The following is a 13,706-nucleotide window of genomic DNA, read 5'->3' as shown; positions in this document are numbered from 1 at the left end:
TGAGCAGTTCGCCGGCGCGACGAGGAGTGCATGGGAACCGCGTGAAGGAGGCGTGACGAACTCCGGTGGGACGCGGGGAACACGGACAACCGCCGGGGCGGTTACGCTGCACTGCATGAGCAGCAGCGGCACCGCCCCGGCGTATCGCAGGCTGAGCGTGCACGAGCGGCGCAACCAACTGCTCAAGCACGCGCTGGGCCTGTTCGCGCACCGGCCGCCCGAGGAGGTCTCGCTGGACGATGTCGCGGCCTCGGCCGGGGTGTCGCGCCCGCTCGTCTACCGGTACTTCCCCGGAGGCAAACAACAGCTGTACGAGGCCGCGCTGCGCAGCGCCGCCGACCAGCTCGAACAGTGCTTCGCCGAGCCGCCCGCCGGGCCGCTCACCACCCGGCTGGCCCGCGCACTCGACCGCTATCTCGCTTTCGTCGACGAGCACGACGCGGGCTTCATGGCACTGCTGCAGGGCGGCAGCGTGGTGGAGACCTCGCGCACGAGCGCCATGGTCGACGAGGTACGCAGGGACGCGGCCGAGCAGATCCTCGCCCACCTGGCTGCGGACCAGGGCGGCCAGGGCGGTGGATCGCCCCGGCTGCGCATGGCCGTACGGACGTGGATCTCCGCCGTGGAGGCCGCCTCCCTGATCTGGCTGGACGAGGGCAAACAGCCGCCGCTGCCCGAGCTGCGGGACTGGCTGGTGGACCACTTCGTCGCGGTGCTGACGGCCACCGCGGCCGGCGACCCGGAGACTGCCGCGGTGACCAGGCGGGCTCTGGCGCTGGAGAAGGCCGACGGCGCCGTCGCGGATCTGGTGCACAGGGTGCTGCCCGTCGTCTCCGACTCCGGGCATCTGTTGTGAGCACCCGGAGCCGGGAGCGGACCGGACCGCCCCGGTCATGGACTTAAATATTACTTGAAGATTGGCTAAGCTGAGGTCCATGCCGACTCAGCTGTCATGGAAGGCCAAAGAAGCGACCGTCGGAGAGCTGGCCGAACGCGCCGGGGTGGCCACCTCCACGCTGCGCTTCTACGAACGCGAAGGTCTCATCCGCAGCCGCCGCACCTCGGGCAACCAGCGCCGCTACAGCCGCGACACGCTGCGCCGCGTCGCCTTCATCCGGGCCTCCCAGCGGCTCGGCCTCCCGCTCGCCGCCATCCGGGACGCGCTCGCCCTGCTGCCGGAAGGTCGCACGCCCACCCGGGACGACTGGGCCGCCGTCTCGGAGTGCTGGCGCGAGGACCTCAACCAGCGCATCGCACTGATGGAACAGCTCCGCGACCACCTCACCGACTGCATCGGCTGCGGCTGTTTGTCGCTGACCGCGTGCGCACTGGTCAACCCCGAGGACCGGCTCGGCGAGCAGGGCCCCGGAGCCCGCCAGCTCGCCCAGCCGTGCGGCCCGGACCAGACGCCCGGCGAACGGTCGGACTGCCGAGGCGGCGAGGTCTCCGACGACGGAGAGCCGTGTACGGGCTCGGAGGAGGACTGTTCGACGGTCGCCGCCACGGCCGGTGGCGGCTCCGCGGCTGCAGCCACAGCCGGCGGCGATTCGACGGTTGCCGTCGTGTCCGACAGCGAAGCGGTCTGAGACGGTGCGCAGCGAGGAGACCGCCTTCCGCGGCGGCCCGCTGGACGGGCGCACACTCTCCGTGCCGCTGGGCCCGACCGGCCGGCCGCCGCGCAGCTACCAGGTGCCGGTGCCCGATCCGGAGGGCGGCCCGACGTCGGTCCACGTCTACCGGCTGGAACCGGCCGCAGTGAACCGTCTGGGGCTGCCGCGCGGCTGGGCGTACGTCTACGAGCCCGACGGGCTGCCCGCGAAGGGCCCGCTGGAGCGGTTGCCGTGGCGCAGGAAGCGCGACAGCTGACGCCAGTGGTCTGGTCCTCCCGCCCCGCCACGGCGCTTCGCGGAACCGGCGCCCCTGGTCACGGATGAGCCGCGCAGCCTGGACAGCGCCGCGGAGAGACGGTTTTCTGCTGGCGTGATCGAACGCATCGCGGGGCTGCGCGAGACGGACCCCCGGCAGCTCGGCCCCTTCCGGCTCTTCGGAACCCTCGGCCACGGTGGGGCGGGCACTGTCTACCTGGGCAAGGGCGCTTCGCGACGAGGTGCGCGCAAACGGGCGGCGGCCGTCCGTGCCGTTCGGCCCGAACTGCTGCGCGACCGGCAGCTGCGGGCGCGGCTGCGGCACGAGACGGCGCGGGTCGCCGACGCGGTCGACAGTCCCTTCGTCGCCGACGCGCTCGGCTGCGAACTCGACAGTGAGCTCCCCTGGGCGGCCGAGGCGTTCGTTCCGGGCGTGCCGCTGTCCGCTCTGGTGGCCCTGTACGGGCCGCTGCCGGAGATGTCCGTACGTGCGCTGGGGGGCGGTCTCGCCCGTGGGCTGGCGGCACTGGACGCGGCGGGTACGGCGCACGGGGATCTGCGGGTCTCGAACGTGCTGCTGACGGCGGACGGGCCACGCCTGGTGGACTACGGCATCGCACTGGGCAGGCGGCCCGGGGCCGTCGGTGCTGCGGGGTTCGGGCAGTCGGCGCGGCGGGCCGAGGACGTCTTCGCGTTGGGCACCGTACTGGCGCTGGCGGCGAGCGCGCGGCATCCGTTCGCCGGGAGCCCGCTGCCTTCGGCCCGCGAGGGCCCGGACCTGGCCGGAGTGCCCGACGCGCTGTGCGTGCCGCTGCTGGCCTGCCTGCACAAGGCCCCCGAGACCCGGCCCACCCCGGAGGCCCTGGCCCGTACGCTCGACCTCTCCGGCACGGCTACCCGCCCGGCACGGGAGTGGCTTCCGGAGCCGTATCTCCATGAGATCGGCAGCCGCGCGGACGAGGCGCGGGCGCTGATCGGGCGGCGGGGCTGGGGGCGCTGACGGGATGTGAGCGAGCGGCTGAGCTGTACGTCGGGGCCCGTTCCTCACACGTTCGGGTGACGGGAGGCGGCCCGAGGGCTGCTGGACACGGCGCGGGGGCGGGGGGTATTGGCCGGCGATTTCCACCCGCCGGGGCCCGGTGCCGGGCTCCGATGGCCACCGGACCAGCAGGGCAGCGGTTCACGGCCCTCCTCGCCCACCGCGCTCCCGGTCGTACCCGGGCGTGCCGCTGACGCCGGGTCAGCGCCCGGACGTGTCTCGATCGGGTGAGAGACGTGCGCCCAGCCGCTCGGCTCGTCCTGAGCCGGTGGCCTTGCCCGTGCCACGATCGCGGCAGAGCGGTCGATGACGGGGAGACGCCGCTCAGGAACGAGGTGTGCGGTGTTGAGGGTGTTGCGACAGACGAGGGCGCGGGCGGCGCGCGGAGGAGGGCTACCGACCACTGTGGCCAGGCCGCGCGGCGGCGCGGTACTGATCGGGCTCCTGCTGGCGGCCGTGACCGTGCTGGGGCCGGCTGCCTCGGTGGGTACGGGCGCGGCACCGGCGGCGAGCGCGCGGGCGCCCGCGGCTCCGGGCCCCGGACCCGCACCGGGACCACCGGATGCGGGGCGCAAGTCCGTCAGCGAGCTGCTGGGCGAGCTGAGCCAGCTGTACCAGCGCACTGAGGAGGCGTCGGAGGCGTACAACGGCACGGCCGAGAAACTCAAGGCCCAGCGCGCCGTGGCCCGCAAGGCACAGGCCAAGCTCTCCCGGGCCCGGTCCGTGCTGGCAACCGAGCGGCGACGGGCGGGGGAGCTGGCCCGGCAGCAGTACCGAGGAGAGGGGACGGGGTTCCCGCCGGCGGTGCAGATGCTGCTCACCCGGGACCCCCACCGGCTGCTGGAGCGCGGGCATCTGCTGCAGCGGGCCGCTGACGACCAGGCCGCCACGGTGCGGAGGCTGAGCGACGGGAAGCAGCGGTACGTGGCGGCGGCCCACGCGGGCGCGGGCGGCGGTGGCGCGGCAGGAACGGCTGGCTGAACGGAAGAAGAAGCAGCGCAACGAGGTGCGCAAACGGCTCAAGAAGGTGGAGGGACTGCTCTCCTCGCTCGACGGGGACCAGCTCGCACGCCTCCATGAACTGGAGCGGGACCGCACCGACGCGGCCCAGCAGAAGCTGGTGGCCTCGGGCGCGCTCGACCCCAGCGGCGCGATCCGCCCCGCTTCCGCACAGGGAAGGAAGGCTCTCGACTGGGCATTGAAGCAGGTCGGCAAACCGTATGTGTGGGGCGCCGAGGGGCCACGGGCCTTCGACTGCTCGGGGCTCACCTGGCGGGCCTGGCGCCATGCGCACCGCGAGATCCCGCGCACCAGCCAGGAGCAGTGGCGGCAGCTGCCCAGGGTGCCGCTGGACAAGCTGCGCCCCGGCGATCTGGTGATCTATTTCAAGGGGGCGACACATGTGGGCATGTACGCCGGAGGCGGTCGCGTGGTGCAGGCACCTCGCCCGGGAAGCGTGGTGCGGCTGACCCCGCTCGCGGTGGACCCGCCCATCGGAGCGGTGCGGCCGGACGGGCGGCGGGCATGAGGTCGGCCCCAGGACGGAGTGAGGGCTCAGTCCAGTTCGGCCAGGAGGACCGTGGCGTCGTCGTGCTGCTTGCCCCGGCGGGGGGACGAGTCCGCTTCGGCGGTGCGGACGCGCTGGACGAGGGCGCGCGGGCCCTCTTTGCGGACGAGCGCGAAGAGGCCCGCCCAGTCACCGAGGTGGAAGGTCTCCGTCCACCGGGTGGCGCCGTCGGTGAGGGCGAGCAGGGCGCTCACATCCGTCCTCGGGTGACTGCCCGTCACCGCATGTGCGGCGACACCCGGGTCGGCGGCGGCCGTGAAGAAGCCGCTGCCGTCCGGCGCGTTGCGCAAGCTCTCGACGGCCCGCACGTAGGCCTCGCGGTCCGCCTCCTCACCGGTCTGCCGTACGCGGTCGCGCAGTGCCCGCACGGCTGGCGGCAACGCGGCCAGGCGCCGGTCGAGAACGGGGTGGACCGTACCGTCTGCAGTCTCCACCAGGAGCGCGGAATCGGACAGCACCAGGTGCTCGACCCGCTCCTCGTCCCACCGGGCCCCGACGACGGTTGCCTGAGGGGTACGCGGGTGAAAAAGATCACATGTCTCACGATGGGCGTCCGCCGTGCGGGCCAGCGCGACGGCGAGGCATTCGGCCAGAGTCATGTCCCGGCGCGACCCCGCCAGTTCGAGCAGCGCACCACCGAGCCGTGCCACGAACCACGGCACTCCGTGACAGCAACCGTCGTCACCCTCGGGCGGGGTGACGCCGTCCAGCACCACGAGCGCTCCCCCCGTGCCGGAGGCCGGCAAGGTGGCCGACACGTAATCCTCGTTGAGGCGTTGAGGATTGCCGGGCTCGGTGATCATGTCGATGCGCATGACGGCAGTCTGCCGGACAGCCGATTCTTGAGCGGCCGGTGAGTGGCGTGGTGACGGCGCCGAGTGTCGCACCAGGCCGGTGCGTGGCGGCACCACGGGCCTGGTGCGTGGTACCTCGCACCAGCGTGCACACGGGCGCGGTCGGCCGGAAAACGACCGGACGCACAGCGGAATTTGTCCCTCCGCAAAGTGCGGCAGGCATCTTGCCAGGACGCCGGACGGATTTCCAACCAGTACCCGAGGTGCGGACAGCGCCCGGCTCAGGTCGAGTTGTTCCGCCGCCGAGGAGTGAGGTTCACTCCTTCGGGTGGCCCAGCAGGGGATTCTCACCCGTCTCAGGAGCGCACTGCCAAGGTCGGTCGTCGAGTGTGGGGACACCGCTGCGGAGCACCGCGCGGCCGGAGGCCAGGAGAGAAAGCTGGGAACCGAAGGTCGCGGAGGGTGCCGGCGCGGGGGCGGGGCCACCCTCTCGCCACACACGTTGGACTGTGCCGCCCGGGCCCTCCGGGAGAGGCGGGACGAGATTGCGAGTGCGGGTGCGGAAGAAGCAACGTCTCAGAGCGGACGTTCCCCAGGCCACGGCGACCGGCCCCGGCGCCACAGCAGCGGCCTCCGCGGAGGCTGAGCCCCAGGCGGAGACCGTCACTCCGGTGGGACGCCGACGTGCGCGGGTGCGCAACAGGCTGCTGGTGTCCGTCGCGGTGGGAGCCGTGGCCGTAGTGGCCGCGGGGGCACCCACCCTCGTGGCGGGTTCTCAGGACACCGCCGACGCACAGGAGCTCGTCGATCTGGCCCGGCTCAACCAGCAGGCCATCGCGCTGTCCCACTCCCTCGCGGACGAGCGGGACGGCATGGTCGAGTACATCGCGGCGGGCCGCAGCAGCAAGGACGGCGTGGGCGTCAGCGAGGCCCAGCGCAACCGGGTGGACCGCCAGGCCCGCGAGCTGCGCACCGCAGCCTCCTCCGCGGCGTCCGGCCCCGCCGCGCCCTCCGACTCCCCCCGCACGGTCGCCAAGGCCCTCAAGAAGCTGCCCTCGATCCGGCAGCGCGCCATGACGGGCAAGGGCGACCCGCTGGACTCCTACGAGGCCTACTCCGGCGTCATCCGGACGCTCCGCGACCTCACGCGCGGCGTCGCCGACGGGCTGCCCGCACGGGCGGAGAACCGCACGGCGGCCGCTCTCCCCGACCTGGCGCGCGCGGTCGACCAGGCGTCGGCCACCCGTGGCCTGCTGGAAGCGGCGCTCACCGGGCAGGGAACCCAGCGAGCGCTGGTGACGGCGGCGGGGAAGGCCCGGTTGCGCGAGCAGGCGGCACTCGCGGACTTCGAGGAGACGGCGGACACCAAGGCCCGCGAGAGCTACAGCACGACCGTCAACGGAGCGGACGTCACCGTCGCCGAGCGCTATCTCAAGGCCGTCACCGCGCGGACCCACCTGACGGCCAGTGCCCGGGCTGTGGACCGGGAGCGGTTCGACAGCTCCGTTTCGGCGCGCCTCGCCCATATGCGCGGTGTGCAGTCGTCGTTCGCGGCGGCGGAGGTCAAGCGGCTGGAAGGGCTGCGGGACGACGACGTGACAGCCCTTCAGCTGCGTGCCGGGCTGGTGGGCGGCTGTCTGCTGCTCGCCGTCGCCATCAGCGTCGCCACGGCCCGCTCCCTCACCCGTCCGCTGTCCGTGCTCAAACGCGGTTCGCAGCGGCTCGCCAAGGACCCGTCGGGTGAGGAGCCGATCACCTTCCGCGGCAGGAACGACGAGTTCACCGACGTGGTGAGAGCGATCAACACGCTGCGGGCCACCACCGCCGAGCTGCGGCGCCGATCGGCCTGTGCGGAGCGGGAGCAGGATCAGCTGGCCGTCGAGAAGGCGCAGCTGACGGAGAAGCACCAGCTGCTGGGCGAGGACTTCGCCGCCCTGCGGGCCGAGCTGGAGACGGTACGCGAGCAATTGGCCGCCCCGGCGCCGCACGGTATCGGCGCGGACATGAGCAAGGGCCCGGGCCCGGGCCCGGACGTGCGGCAGGACGCCCGCGCCGGCTCCGACGCGGGCGTGGCCGTGGCCGGTGCGGCGGCGGACCACGGAGCCTTCGCCGATCTGGGCACCCGCACGCTCACCCTGGTCGAACGGCAGCTCGGCATCATCGAGGGGATGGAGGAGAAGGAGGCCGACCCCGACCGGCTCGACACCCTCTTCAAGCTGGACCATCTGGCGACCCGTATGCGGCGGCACAGCGAGAACCTCTTGCTGCTGGCCGACGCCGAACGCACCGAGCGCGACATCTCCTCGGCCGCCCTGCCCCCGGCACCGCTGCTGGATGTGCTGCGCGCCGCCGTCAGCGAGATAGCACAGTACGAACGCGTCGAGTTGGGGGCTCTGCCACCGGAGGCGCGGGTCAGCGGTCCGGCCGCCGACGACCTGAGTCACCTGATCGCCGAACTCCTCGACAACGCGGCGGCCTTCTCCCCGGTCGAGTCCGGGGTACGGCTGAGCGCCCGGGTCCTGGAGAGCGGCGAGGCACAGGTGTCCGTGGAGGACGAGGGCGAGGGCATGCCCGAGTCACTGCTCGCCGAGCTCAACGACCGGCTGAGCGAGCCGCAGGCGGCCTGGGAAGCGCCGGGGACGAGCAGCCCCTGGGGGCTGGGGATGTTTGTGGTCGCCCGCCTGTCGGCACGGCACGGGATACGGGTGCAGCTGCGCAAGCCGACGACCCAGGGCACCGTCGCCGATGTCACCGTCCCCCGCGCACTGCTGCCCGGGAGCGCCCACCCCTCGGACGTGGCGGAGCCCTCCCGGACCAACGACGAGGACCAGCACTCCCGGGCCGACGACCTGGCCCCGACCCAGGCGGAGGAGCCGGCGGCCCAGTCGACGTCCGGAGCGGCGGCCGACCAGTCGGCCGTGCCGGCCGAGCAGCCTGGTTCCGTCACCCACCCGGGGCTGCCCCAGCGGGTCCGCAGGGAGACGCCCCGCGAGCCGAGCACGCCGCATCCGCGCAAGGGCGGTGTCACCGCCGAGGAGCTGCGCCGCAAGCTCGACATGTTCCAGCAGGGTGCCCGGGAAGGCCTGCGGGACGCCGGGACTGGAGCCCACGCGGGGAGCGGGGACGGGGCGCACGTCGCTCCGTCCGCTCCCGGCACAGCCGCTGAGCCCGAGCAGACCACACAGGAACAGCAGGCCCCGAAGGAACGGCAGGCAGCACCGGCGCCGCAGCAGGACCAGCGAGACCAGCAGGCCGACCAGACGGCAAGGGCCCGGCAGACCGAGGACACCGACCATGCGGAAGAGCGAGCGGGGGCGCAGGGTGACGGTGGTACCGCCAAGGAGGCACGTCAGTGAACCCGCTCACCACAGATCCGTCCGGCAGCGCGGAGGCGCGTAACCTCCGCTGGCTCCTCGACAAGCTTGTCGAAGAGGTGCCGGGTGTCCGGTCCGTGGCCGTCGTCTCGTCCGACGGACTGCTGCTGCTCGGGTCGGACCCCACTCTGGGGGTGGAGCACGGATCGGCTGCGCTGGGCGCCGAGCACGAACGCTCACACGAACCCGCGCCCGCACGCCAGCCCGCGCACCAGTCGGCGAACCCGTCCCCGCACCAGTCGGCGCACCCGACCGCGCACCAGGCGGCGAACCCGCCCGCATGCCCCGCGCAGGGCGCCGAGCGGGTGACGGTCCGCGAGGAGTCCGGCCTCCATCGGAGCGGAATGCCGGTACGACGGCGACGCGGTGGAGGCCGGGCACGCGGTCCCAAGGGAACCAGTGGCGATCTGGCCACCCTTGTCTCCGGGGTCGCCTCGCTGACGTTCGCTGCAGCGGATCTGATGGAGGGCGGCACGGTGAAGCAGACCATCGTGTCCATGGATGAGGGGGCACTGCTCATCATGGCCATCGGAGACGGCTCACTGCTGGGAGTGCATGCGACGGCCGACTGCGACATGGGTGCGGTCGGCTATCAGATGGGGCTCTTCGTGGGGCGGGCCGGCCATGTGCTGACGCCCGAGCTGCGGAGGGAGCTGAGAGGGGCGGTGGGCGCGGGCGCGGCCCGCTAGCAGACCCCGGGCTGGTGCCGGCCACACTGCTCCCTCACTCCTCCTGGTCCGCCAGCGAGTTGAGGCGGTGGAGGAGCCGGGCCAGCTCGGCGATCTCCCGGCGGTCCCAGGCGGCGAGCTTGCGGGCGTACGACAGGCGGCGTGCGTCGCGTACGCGGGTGAACCGTCGGCGGCCCTCCGGGGTGAGGCGGACGAGCGAGGCCCGGCGGTCCGCGGGGTCGGGGCGCCGGTCCACCAGTCCGAGCCCCAACAGGGCGTGCAGCTGGCGGCTTATCGTCGCCTTGCCGACGCCGAAATAGGCGGCGAGTTCGGTCGCCCGCTGCTCGCCCGCGTCCTCCAGGCGTACCAGCAGCCCGTAGGCGGCGGGTTCCAGATCGGGGTGGACCTGGCGGGCCATCTCGCCCGACGAGGCGCGGGCCCGTCGCAAAAAAACGGCCAACTCGCGCTCGACGTCGAGGCATTCGGGCCCGAAGGGCTCAGCGGCGCCCGCCGCTTCCCCATCGTCCGTGGAGCCCGTGGAGTCCGTGAAGTCGGTGGAGTTCTTGTGCACGTCAGTGGTGTCTCCGGCGTCTTCCATGAAGAAACTTATCTCCAGCCAGCCCGATAGTCCCAGCTCCGCCAGTATTTCGCAGGAGTAGACCAACGGCAGACGGTAGGGCGTCTTCCGCGTGGCCGGTCTACGCGCGTACTTTCGTTCTGACATGACCACACCAGTGGCGTGTAGTTACTCCGCGCGTCGCAGAGCAAAACCCCCCACATCGGTAAATACTACGCACGTACCAGACCCCCACCATCGAGGCTCCGGAGGCAGCGATGCCCAGCTTCAGATCCGGTACGGCCCGTCGCAGACGCGGAATGGCGGCTGTCGTCGGGATGTTCGTGTCCCTTCTCGCGCTCGTCCTGGCACTGCCGGGCGCGGCATCGGCCGTTCCCGGCAACGCGGACGGCGGTACGAAGTCGGCCAAGGCCGCCGAGTCCGGTAAGGCCGCGGAATCGGCCGAGGACGCCGAAGGCCTGCGTGGCAACCCCAAGGCCCCCGGCAAGCCCGGAGAGGCTTGGATGGGCGCCGGTGTGCAGATGCACGAGGCGGACTCCACCAACGGCAACCCGCCCGACAAGGACCGGGCGGGCCTGCTCGCGACGGTCCACGGAGTGGACGTCAGCAGCCATCAGGGCAACGTCGCCTGGTCGACCCTGTGGAACAGCGGAGTCCGCTTCGCCTACGCCAAGGCGACCGAGGGCACCAGCTACAAGAACCCCTACTTCGCCCAGCAGTACAACGGTTCCTACAACGTCGGCATGATCAGGGGCGCTTACCACTTCGCGCTGCCCAACTCCTCCAGCGGCGCCACGCAGGCCAACTACTTCGCCAGCAACGGCGGCGGCTGGAGCAAGGACGGCAAGACGCTACCGGGCGTGCTCGACATCGAGTACAACCCCTACGGCGCGACCTGCTACGGCCTGAGCAAGAGCGCGATGGTGAACTGGATCAAGGACTTCACCAGCACCTACAAGGCGAGGACCGGGCGCGACGCGGTCATCTACACCACCACGAACTGGTGGACCCAGTGCACCGGCAACAGCAGCGCCTTCGGCAACTCCAACCCGCTGTGGATCGCCCGCTACGCCTCCTCACCGGGCACCCTCCCGGCCGGCTGGGGCTTCTACACCTTCTGGCAGTACACCTCCAGCGGCCCGACCGTGGGTGACCACAATCTCTTCAACGGGTCGATGACACGGCTGAAGGTGCTGGCCAACAACGGCTGAGACCGCGTCTCGTGGTCCCCGAGCGGCTGTGAGGCTCCCTCGCACATGAGTGGCCCCCGCCTTGCGGCGGGGGCCACTCGATTGCCGGTCACGTCCGTCACGCCGCGACCGGCGTCTCCCGGGCGGGGGTCTGCGCGGGCGTCAGGGCCAGCTCCAGGACCTGGCGGACGTCGGAGACGGGGTGGACGTCGAGGTCGTCCAGCACCTCCGCGGGGACGTCGTCCAGGTCGGGCTCGTTCCGCTTGGGAATGACCACGGTGGTCACTCCGGCGCGGTGCGCCGCCAGGAGCTTCTGCTTGACGCCGCCGATGGGCAGCACCCGCCCCGTCAGTGAGACCTCACCGGTCATCGCCACCTCGGGCCGCACCTGGCGACCGCTGAGCAGCGAGGCCAGGGCCGTCGTCATGGTGATACCGGCGCTGGGTCCGTCCTTGGGCACGGCGCCCGCCGGTACGTGCAGATGGATGCCGCGCTCCTTCAGATCGCCGACGGGCAGTTCCAGCTCCGCGCCGCGCGAGCGCAGATAGGACAGGGCGATGTGCGCGGACTCCTTCATCACGTCACCGAGCTGGCCGGTCAGGGTGAGCCCGGAGGCGCCCGTCTCGGGGTCGGCCAGCGACGCCTCGACGAAGAGCACGTCCCCGCCCGCGCCGGTGACGGCCAGTCCGGTGGCGACGCCCGGCACTGCCGTGCGGCGCTCGGCCGGGTCCTGTGCGGCCTCGGGGGTGTGCCGCGGATGGCCGATCAGTTCGCGCAGCGCCTCCACCCCGACGGTGTAGGGCAGCTCGGCCTCGCCCAGCTGGTGCTTGGCCGCGACCTTGCGCAGCACCCGCTGGACCGACCGCTCCAGGGAGCGGACGCCTGCCTCCCGGGTGTATTCGGCGGCGAGCTTGCGCAGTGCCGCCTCGTCGAAGACGACCTCGCCGCTCTCCAGGCCGGCTCGCTCCAGTTGGCGGGGCAGCAGATGGTCGCGGGCGATGGTGATCTTCTCGTGTTCGGTGTACCCGTCGAGCTCGACGACCTCCATGCGGTCGAGCAGGGGCTGCGGGATGGCTTCCAGGACGTTGGCGGTGGCCAGGAAGACAACGTCCGACAGGTCGAGCTCGACCTCCAGGTAGTGGTCCCGGAAGGTGTGGTTCTGCGCCGGGTCGAGGACCTCCAGCAGGGCCGCTGCCGGGTCGCCGCGGAAGTCGGAGCCGACCTTGTCGACCTCGTCCAGCAGGACGACCGGGTTCATCGATCCGGCCTCCTTGATGGCACGGACGATGCGGCCGGGCTGGGCGCCGACGTAGGTGCGCCGGTGGCCGCGGATCTCGGCCTCGTCCCGGACGCCGCCGAGTGCGACGCGGACGAACGTGCGGCCCATCGCACGGGCCACGGACTCGCCCAGCGAGGTCTTTCCGACGCCGGGCGGGCCGGTCAGCGCCAGCACGGCGCCGCCCGCCCGTCGCCCACCACCACCCGTAGAGGACGCGCTCCGCGCGGCATTGTCCGTCTGCCGCCCGCCGACGACACCGAGGCCCCGCTCGGTGCGCCGCTTGCGTACGGCCAGGTACTCGGTGATGCGTTCCTTGACGTCCTGCAGCCCGGCGTGGTCGGCGTCCAGAACGGCCTGGGCGCCGGTGATGTCGTAGGCGTCCTCGGTGCGCTCGTTCCAGGGCATCTCCAGGACGGTGTCGAGCCAGGTGCGGATCCAGCTGCCCTCGGGGGACTGGTCGCTGGAGCGTTCCAGCTTGTCGACCTCCTTGAGGGCGGCCTTCTTGACCTCTTCGGGCAGGTCGGCCGCCTCGACGCGGGCGCGGTAGTCCTCGCTCTCGTCCTCGGGGTCGCCGTTGAGTTCGGCGAGCTCCTTGCGGACGGCTTCGAGCTGGCGGCGCAGCAGGAACTCGCGCTGCTGCTTGTCGACGCCCTCCTGGACGTCCTTGGCGATGGACTCGGCCACGTCCTGCTCCGCGAGGTGGTCGCGCAGGGCGGTCGTGGCGATCTTCAGTCGCTCGACCGGCTCGACGGTCTCCAGCAGCTTCAGCTTCTGCTCGGTGGACAGGAACGGGGAGTAGCCGGCGTTGTCGGCGAGCTGGCCGACGTCGTCGATCTGCTGCACCCGGTCCACGACCTGCCAGGCGCCCCGCTTGCGCAGCCAGTCGGTGATGAGGGCCTTGTACTCCTTCATCTGCTCGGTGACATGACCGGGCAGGGGGTCGGGCACGGTCTCGGCGACCGGCGTGCCCTCCACCCACAGCGCGGCGCCGGGCCCTGTGGTCCCGGTGCCGACGCGGATGCGGCGCAGCCCGCGGATGAGTGCGCCCGGGTCACCGTCGGCGAGGCGTCCGATCTGCTCCACCCGGCCCTCGACGCCGATCTCGGCGTAGCTGCCCTCGACCCGCGGGACGAGCAGCACACGGGGCTTGTCACCGTCCGGCGCGTCCGAGGCGGCGGACTTCGCGGCGTCCACGGCGGCCCGCACATCGTTGTCCGAGAGATCCAGCGGCACCACCATTCCCGGCAGCACGACGCCGTCCTCGGCGTCGATGGGCAGCACAGGCAGGGTGAGCGGTGTGGACTCCAGGGACTCAGCAGCCATGATCTCTCCCTAGGCAGGCAAGTTGAGTAG

Annotated in this window: 11 protein-coding genes and 2 pseudogenes; 10 read left to right on the top strand and 3 right to left on the bottom strand. The window is 72.1% G+C overall.

The window, feature by feature from the left end:
- Positions 1–115 precede the first annotated feature (115 nt).
- The 6 genes from KBY19_RS05550 to KBY19_RS37455 all read left to right on the top strand — a co-directional run bounded on the left by KBY19_RS05550 (position 116) and on the right by KBY19_RS37455 (position 4,432).
- Positions 116–856, top strand: a complete 741-nt coding sequence (locus tag KBY19_RS05550) for a TetR/AcrR family transcriptional regulator (protein ID WP_210965277.1) — start codon at positions 116–118, stop codon at positions 854–856.
- A 79-nt stretch (positions 857–935) separates the two neighbouring features.
- Positions 936–1,586 (top strand): redox-sensitive transcriptional activator SoxR, encoded by a 651-nt coding sequence (gene soxR / locus KBY19_RS05545; protein WP_247690629.1) that lies wholly within the window; start codon positions 936–938, stop codon positions 1,584–1,586.
- A gap of 4 nt (positions 1,587–1,590) precedes the next feature.
- Positions 1,591–1,866: a hypothetical protein gene (locus tag KBY19_RS05540; protein WP_099884174.1), complete on the top strand. Its 276-nt coding sequence runs from the start codon at positions 1,591–1,593 to the stop codon at positions 1,864–1,866.
- Between the two features lie 114 nt (positions 1,867–1,980).
- Entirely contained in the window at positions 1,981–2,865 is an 885-nt protein-coding gene (locus KBY19_RS05535; RefSeq protein ID WP_210965276.1) for a protein kinase, read from the top strand.
- Positions 2,866–3,309: 444 nt separating this feature from the next.
- Positions 3,310–3,885, top strand: coding sequence for a hypothetical protein (locus tag KBY19_RS36245; RefSeq protein ID WP_247690628.1), 576 nt, complete (start codon positions 3,310–3,312; stop codon positions 3,883–3,885).
- Complete coding sequence (locus tag KBY19_RS37455; protein WP_307843442.1) at positions 3,860–4,432, top strand: C40 family peptidase; 573 nt, start codon at positions 3,860–3,862, stop codon at positions 4,430–4,432. The genes KBY19_RS36245 and KBY19_RS37455 overlap by 26 nt, the downstream gene beginning before the upstream one ends.
- 26 nt (positions 4,433–4,458) lie before the next feature.
- On the opposite strand, the gene KBY19_RS05525 is transcribed toward KBY19_RS37455, so the two are convergent.
- Positions 4,459–5,286, bottom strand: coding sequence for a protein phosphatase 2C domain-containing protein (locus KBY19_RS05525; protein WP_185018128.1), 828 nt, complete (start codon positions 5,284–5,286; stop codon positions 4,459–4,461).
- 650 nt (positions 5,287–5,936) lie between these two features.
- Between KBY19_RS05525 and KBY19_RS05520 the strand changes: the two genes are divergently transcribed.
- The 3 genes and pseudogenes from KBY19_RS05520 to KBY19_RS05510 all read left to right on the top strand — a co-directional run.
- Positions 5,937–8,621: a nitrate- and nitrite sensing domain-containing protein gene (locus tag KBY19_RS05520; RefSeq protein ID WP_210965275.1), complete on the top strand. Its 2,685-nt coding sequence runs from the start codon at positions 5,937–5,939 to the stop codon at positions 8,619–8,621.
- Positions 8,618–8,764: pseudogene (locus KBY19_RS05515) on the top strand (roadblock/LC7 domain-containing protein); the annotation flags it as partial. The gene KBY19_RS05520 and the pseudogene KBY19_RS05515, both read left to right, overlap by 4 nt.
- 255 nt (positions 8,765–9,019) lie before the next feature.
- A pseudogene (locus tag KBY19_RS05510) lies at positions 9,020–9,328 on the top strand (roadblock/LC7 domain-containing protein); the annotation flags it as partial.
- 34 nt (positions 9,329–9,362) lie between these two features.
- On the opposite strand, the gene KBY19_RS05505 reads toward KBY19_RS05510, so the two are convergent.
- Positions 9,363–9,767 carry a MarR family winged helix-turn-helix transcriptional regulator gene (locus KBY19_RS05505; RefSeq protein WP_099886778.1) on the bottom strand — a complete coding sequence of 135 codons (405 nt, stop codon included), beginning with the start codon at positions 9,765–9,767 and terminating at the stop codon, positions 9,363–9,365.
- A 374-nt stretch (positions 9,768–10,141) separates the two neighbouring features.
- On the opposite strand from KBY19_RS05505, the gene KBY19_RS05500 reads away from it, so the two are divergent.
- A complete protein-coding gene (locus tag KBY19_RS05500) occupies positions 10,142–11,095 on the top strand; it encodes a lysozyme (protein ID WP_210965274.1) in 954 nt (317 codons plus the stop codon).
- A 97-nt stretch (positions 11,096–11,192) separates the two neighbouring features.
- Here the strand turns inward: KBY19_RS05500 and lon are convergent, their stop codons facing one another.
- Complete coding sequence (lon, locus tag KBY19_RS05495) at positions 11,193–13,676, bottom strand: endopeptidase La (RefSeq protein ID WP_099884164.1); 2,484 nt, start codon at positions 13,674–13,676, stop codon at positions 11,193–11,195.
- Positions 13,677–13,706 lie beyond the last annotated feature (30 nt).

Source organism: Streptomyces sp. B15, from assembly GCF_018070605.1.
Classification (GTDB): domain Bacteria; phylum Actinomycetota; class Actinomycetes; order Streptomycetales; family Streptomycetaceae; genus Streptomyces; species Streptomyces smyrnaeus.
Note: the sequence above shows the minus strand (reverse complement) of the source record. Positions and strands in the feature narration are given on the sequence as shown.

Excerpts from the sequence above, each read along its gene's own strand:
- lon (WP_099884164.1), bottom strand. The coding sequence starts at position 13,676 with ATGGCTGCTGAGTCCCTGGAGTCCACACCGCTCACCCTGCCTGTGCTG.
- KBY19_RS05500 (WP_210965274.1), top strand. The coding sequence starts at position 10,142 with ATGCCCAGCTTCAGATCCGGTACGGCCCGTCGCAGACGCGGAATGGCG.
- KBY19_RS05550 (WP_210965277.1), top strand. The coding sequence starts at position 116 with ATGAGCAGCAGCGGCACCGCCCCGGCGTATCGCAGGCTGAGCGTGCAC.
- KBY19_RS05525 (WP_185018128.1), bottom strand. The coding sequence starts at position 5,286 with ATGCGCATCGACATGATCACCGAGCCCGGCAATCCTCAACGCCTCAAC.
- soxR (WP_247690629.1), top strand. The coding sequence starts at position 936 with ATGCCGACTCAGCTGTCATGGAAGGCCAAAGAAGCGACCGTCGGAGAG.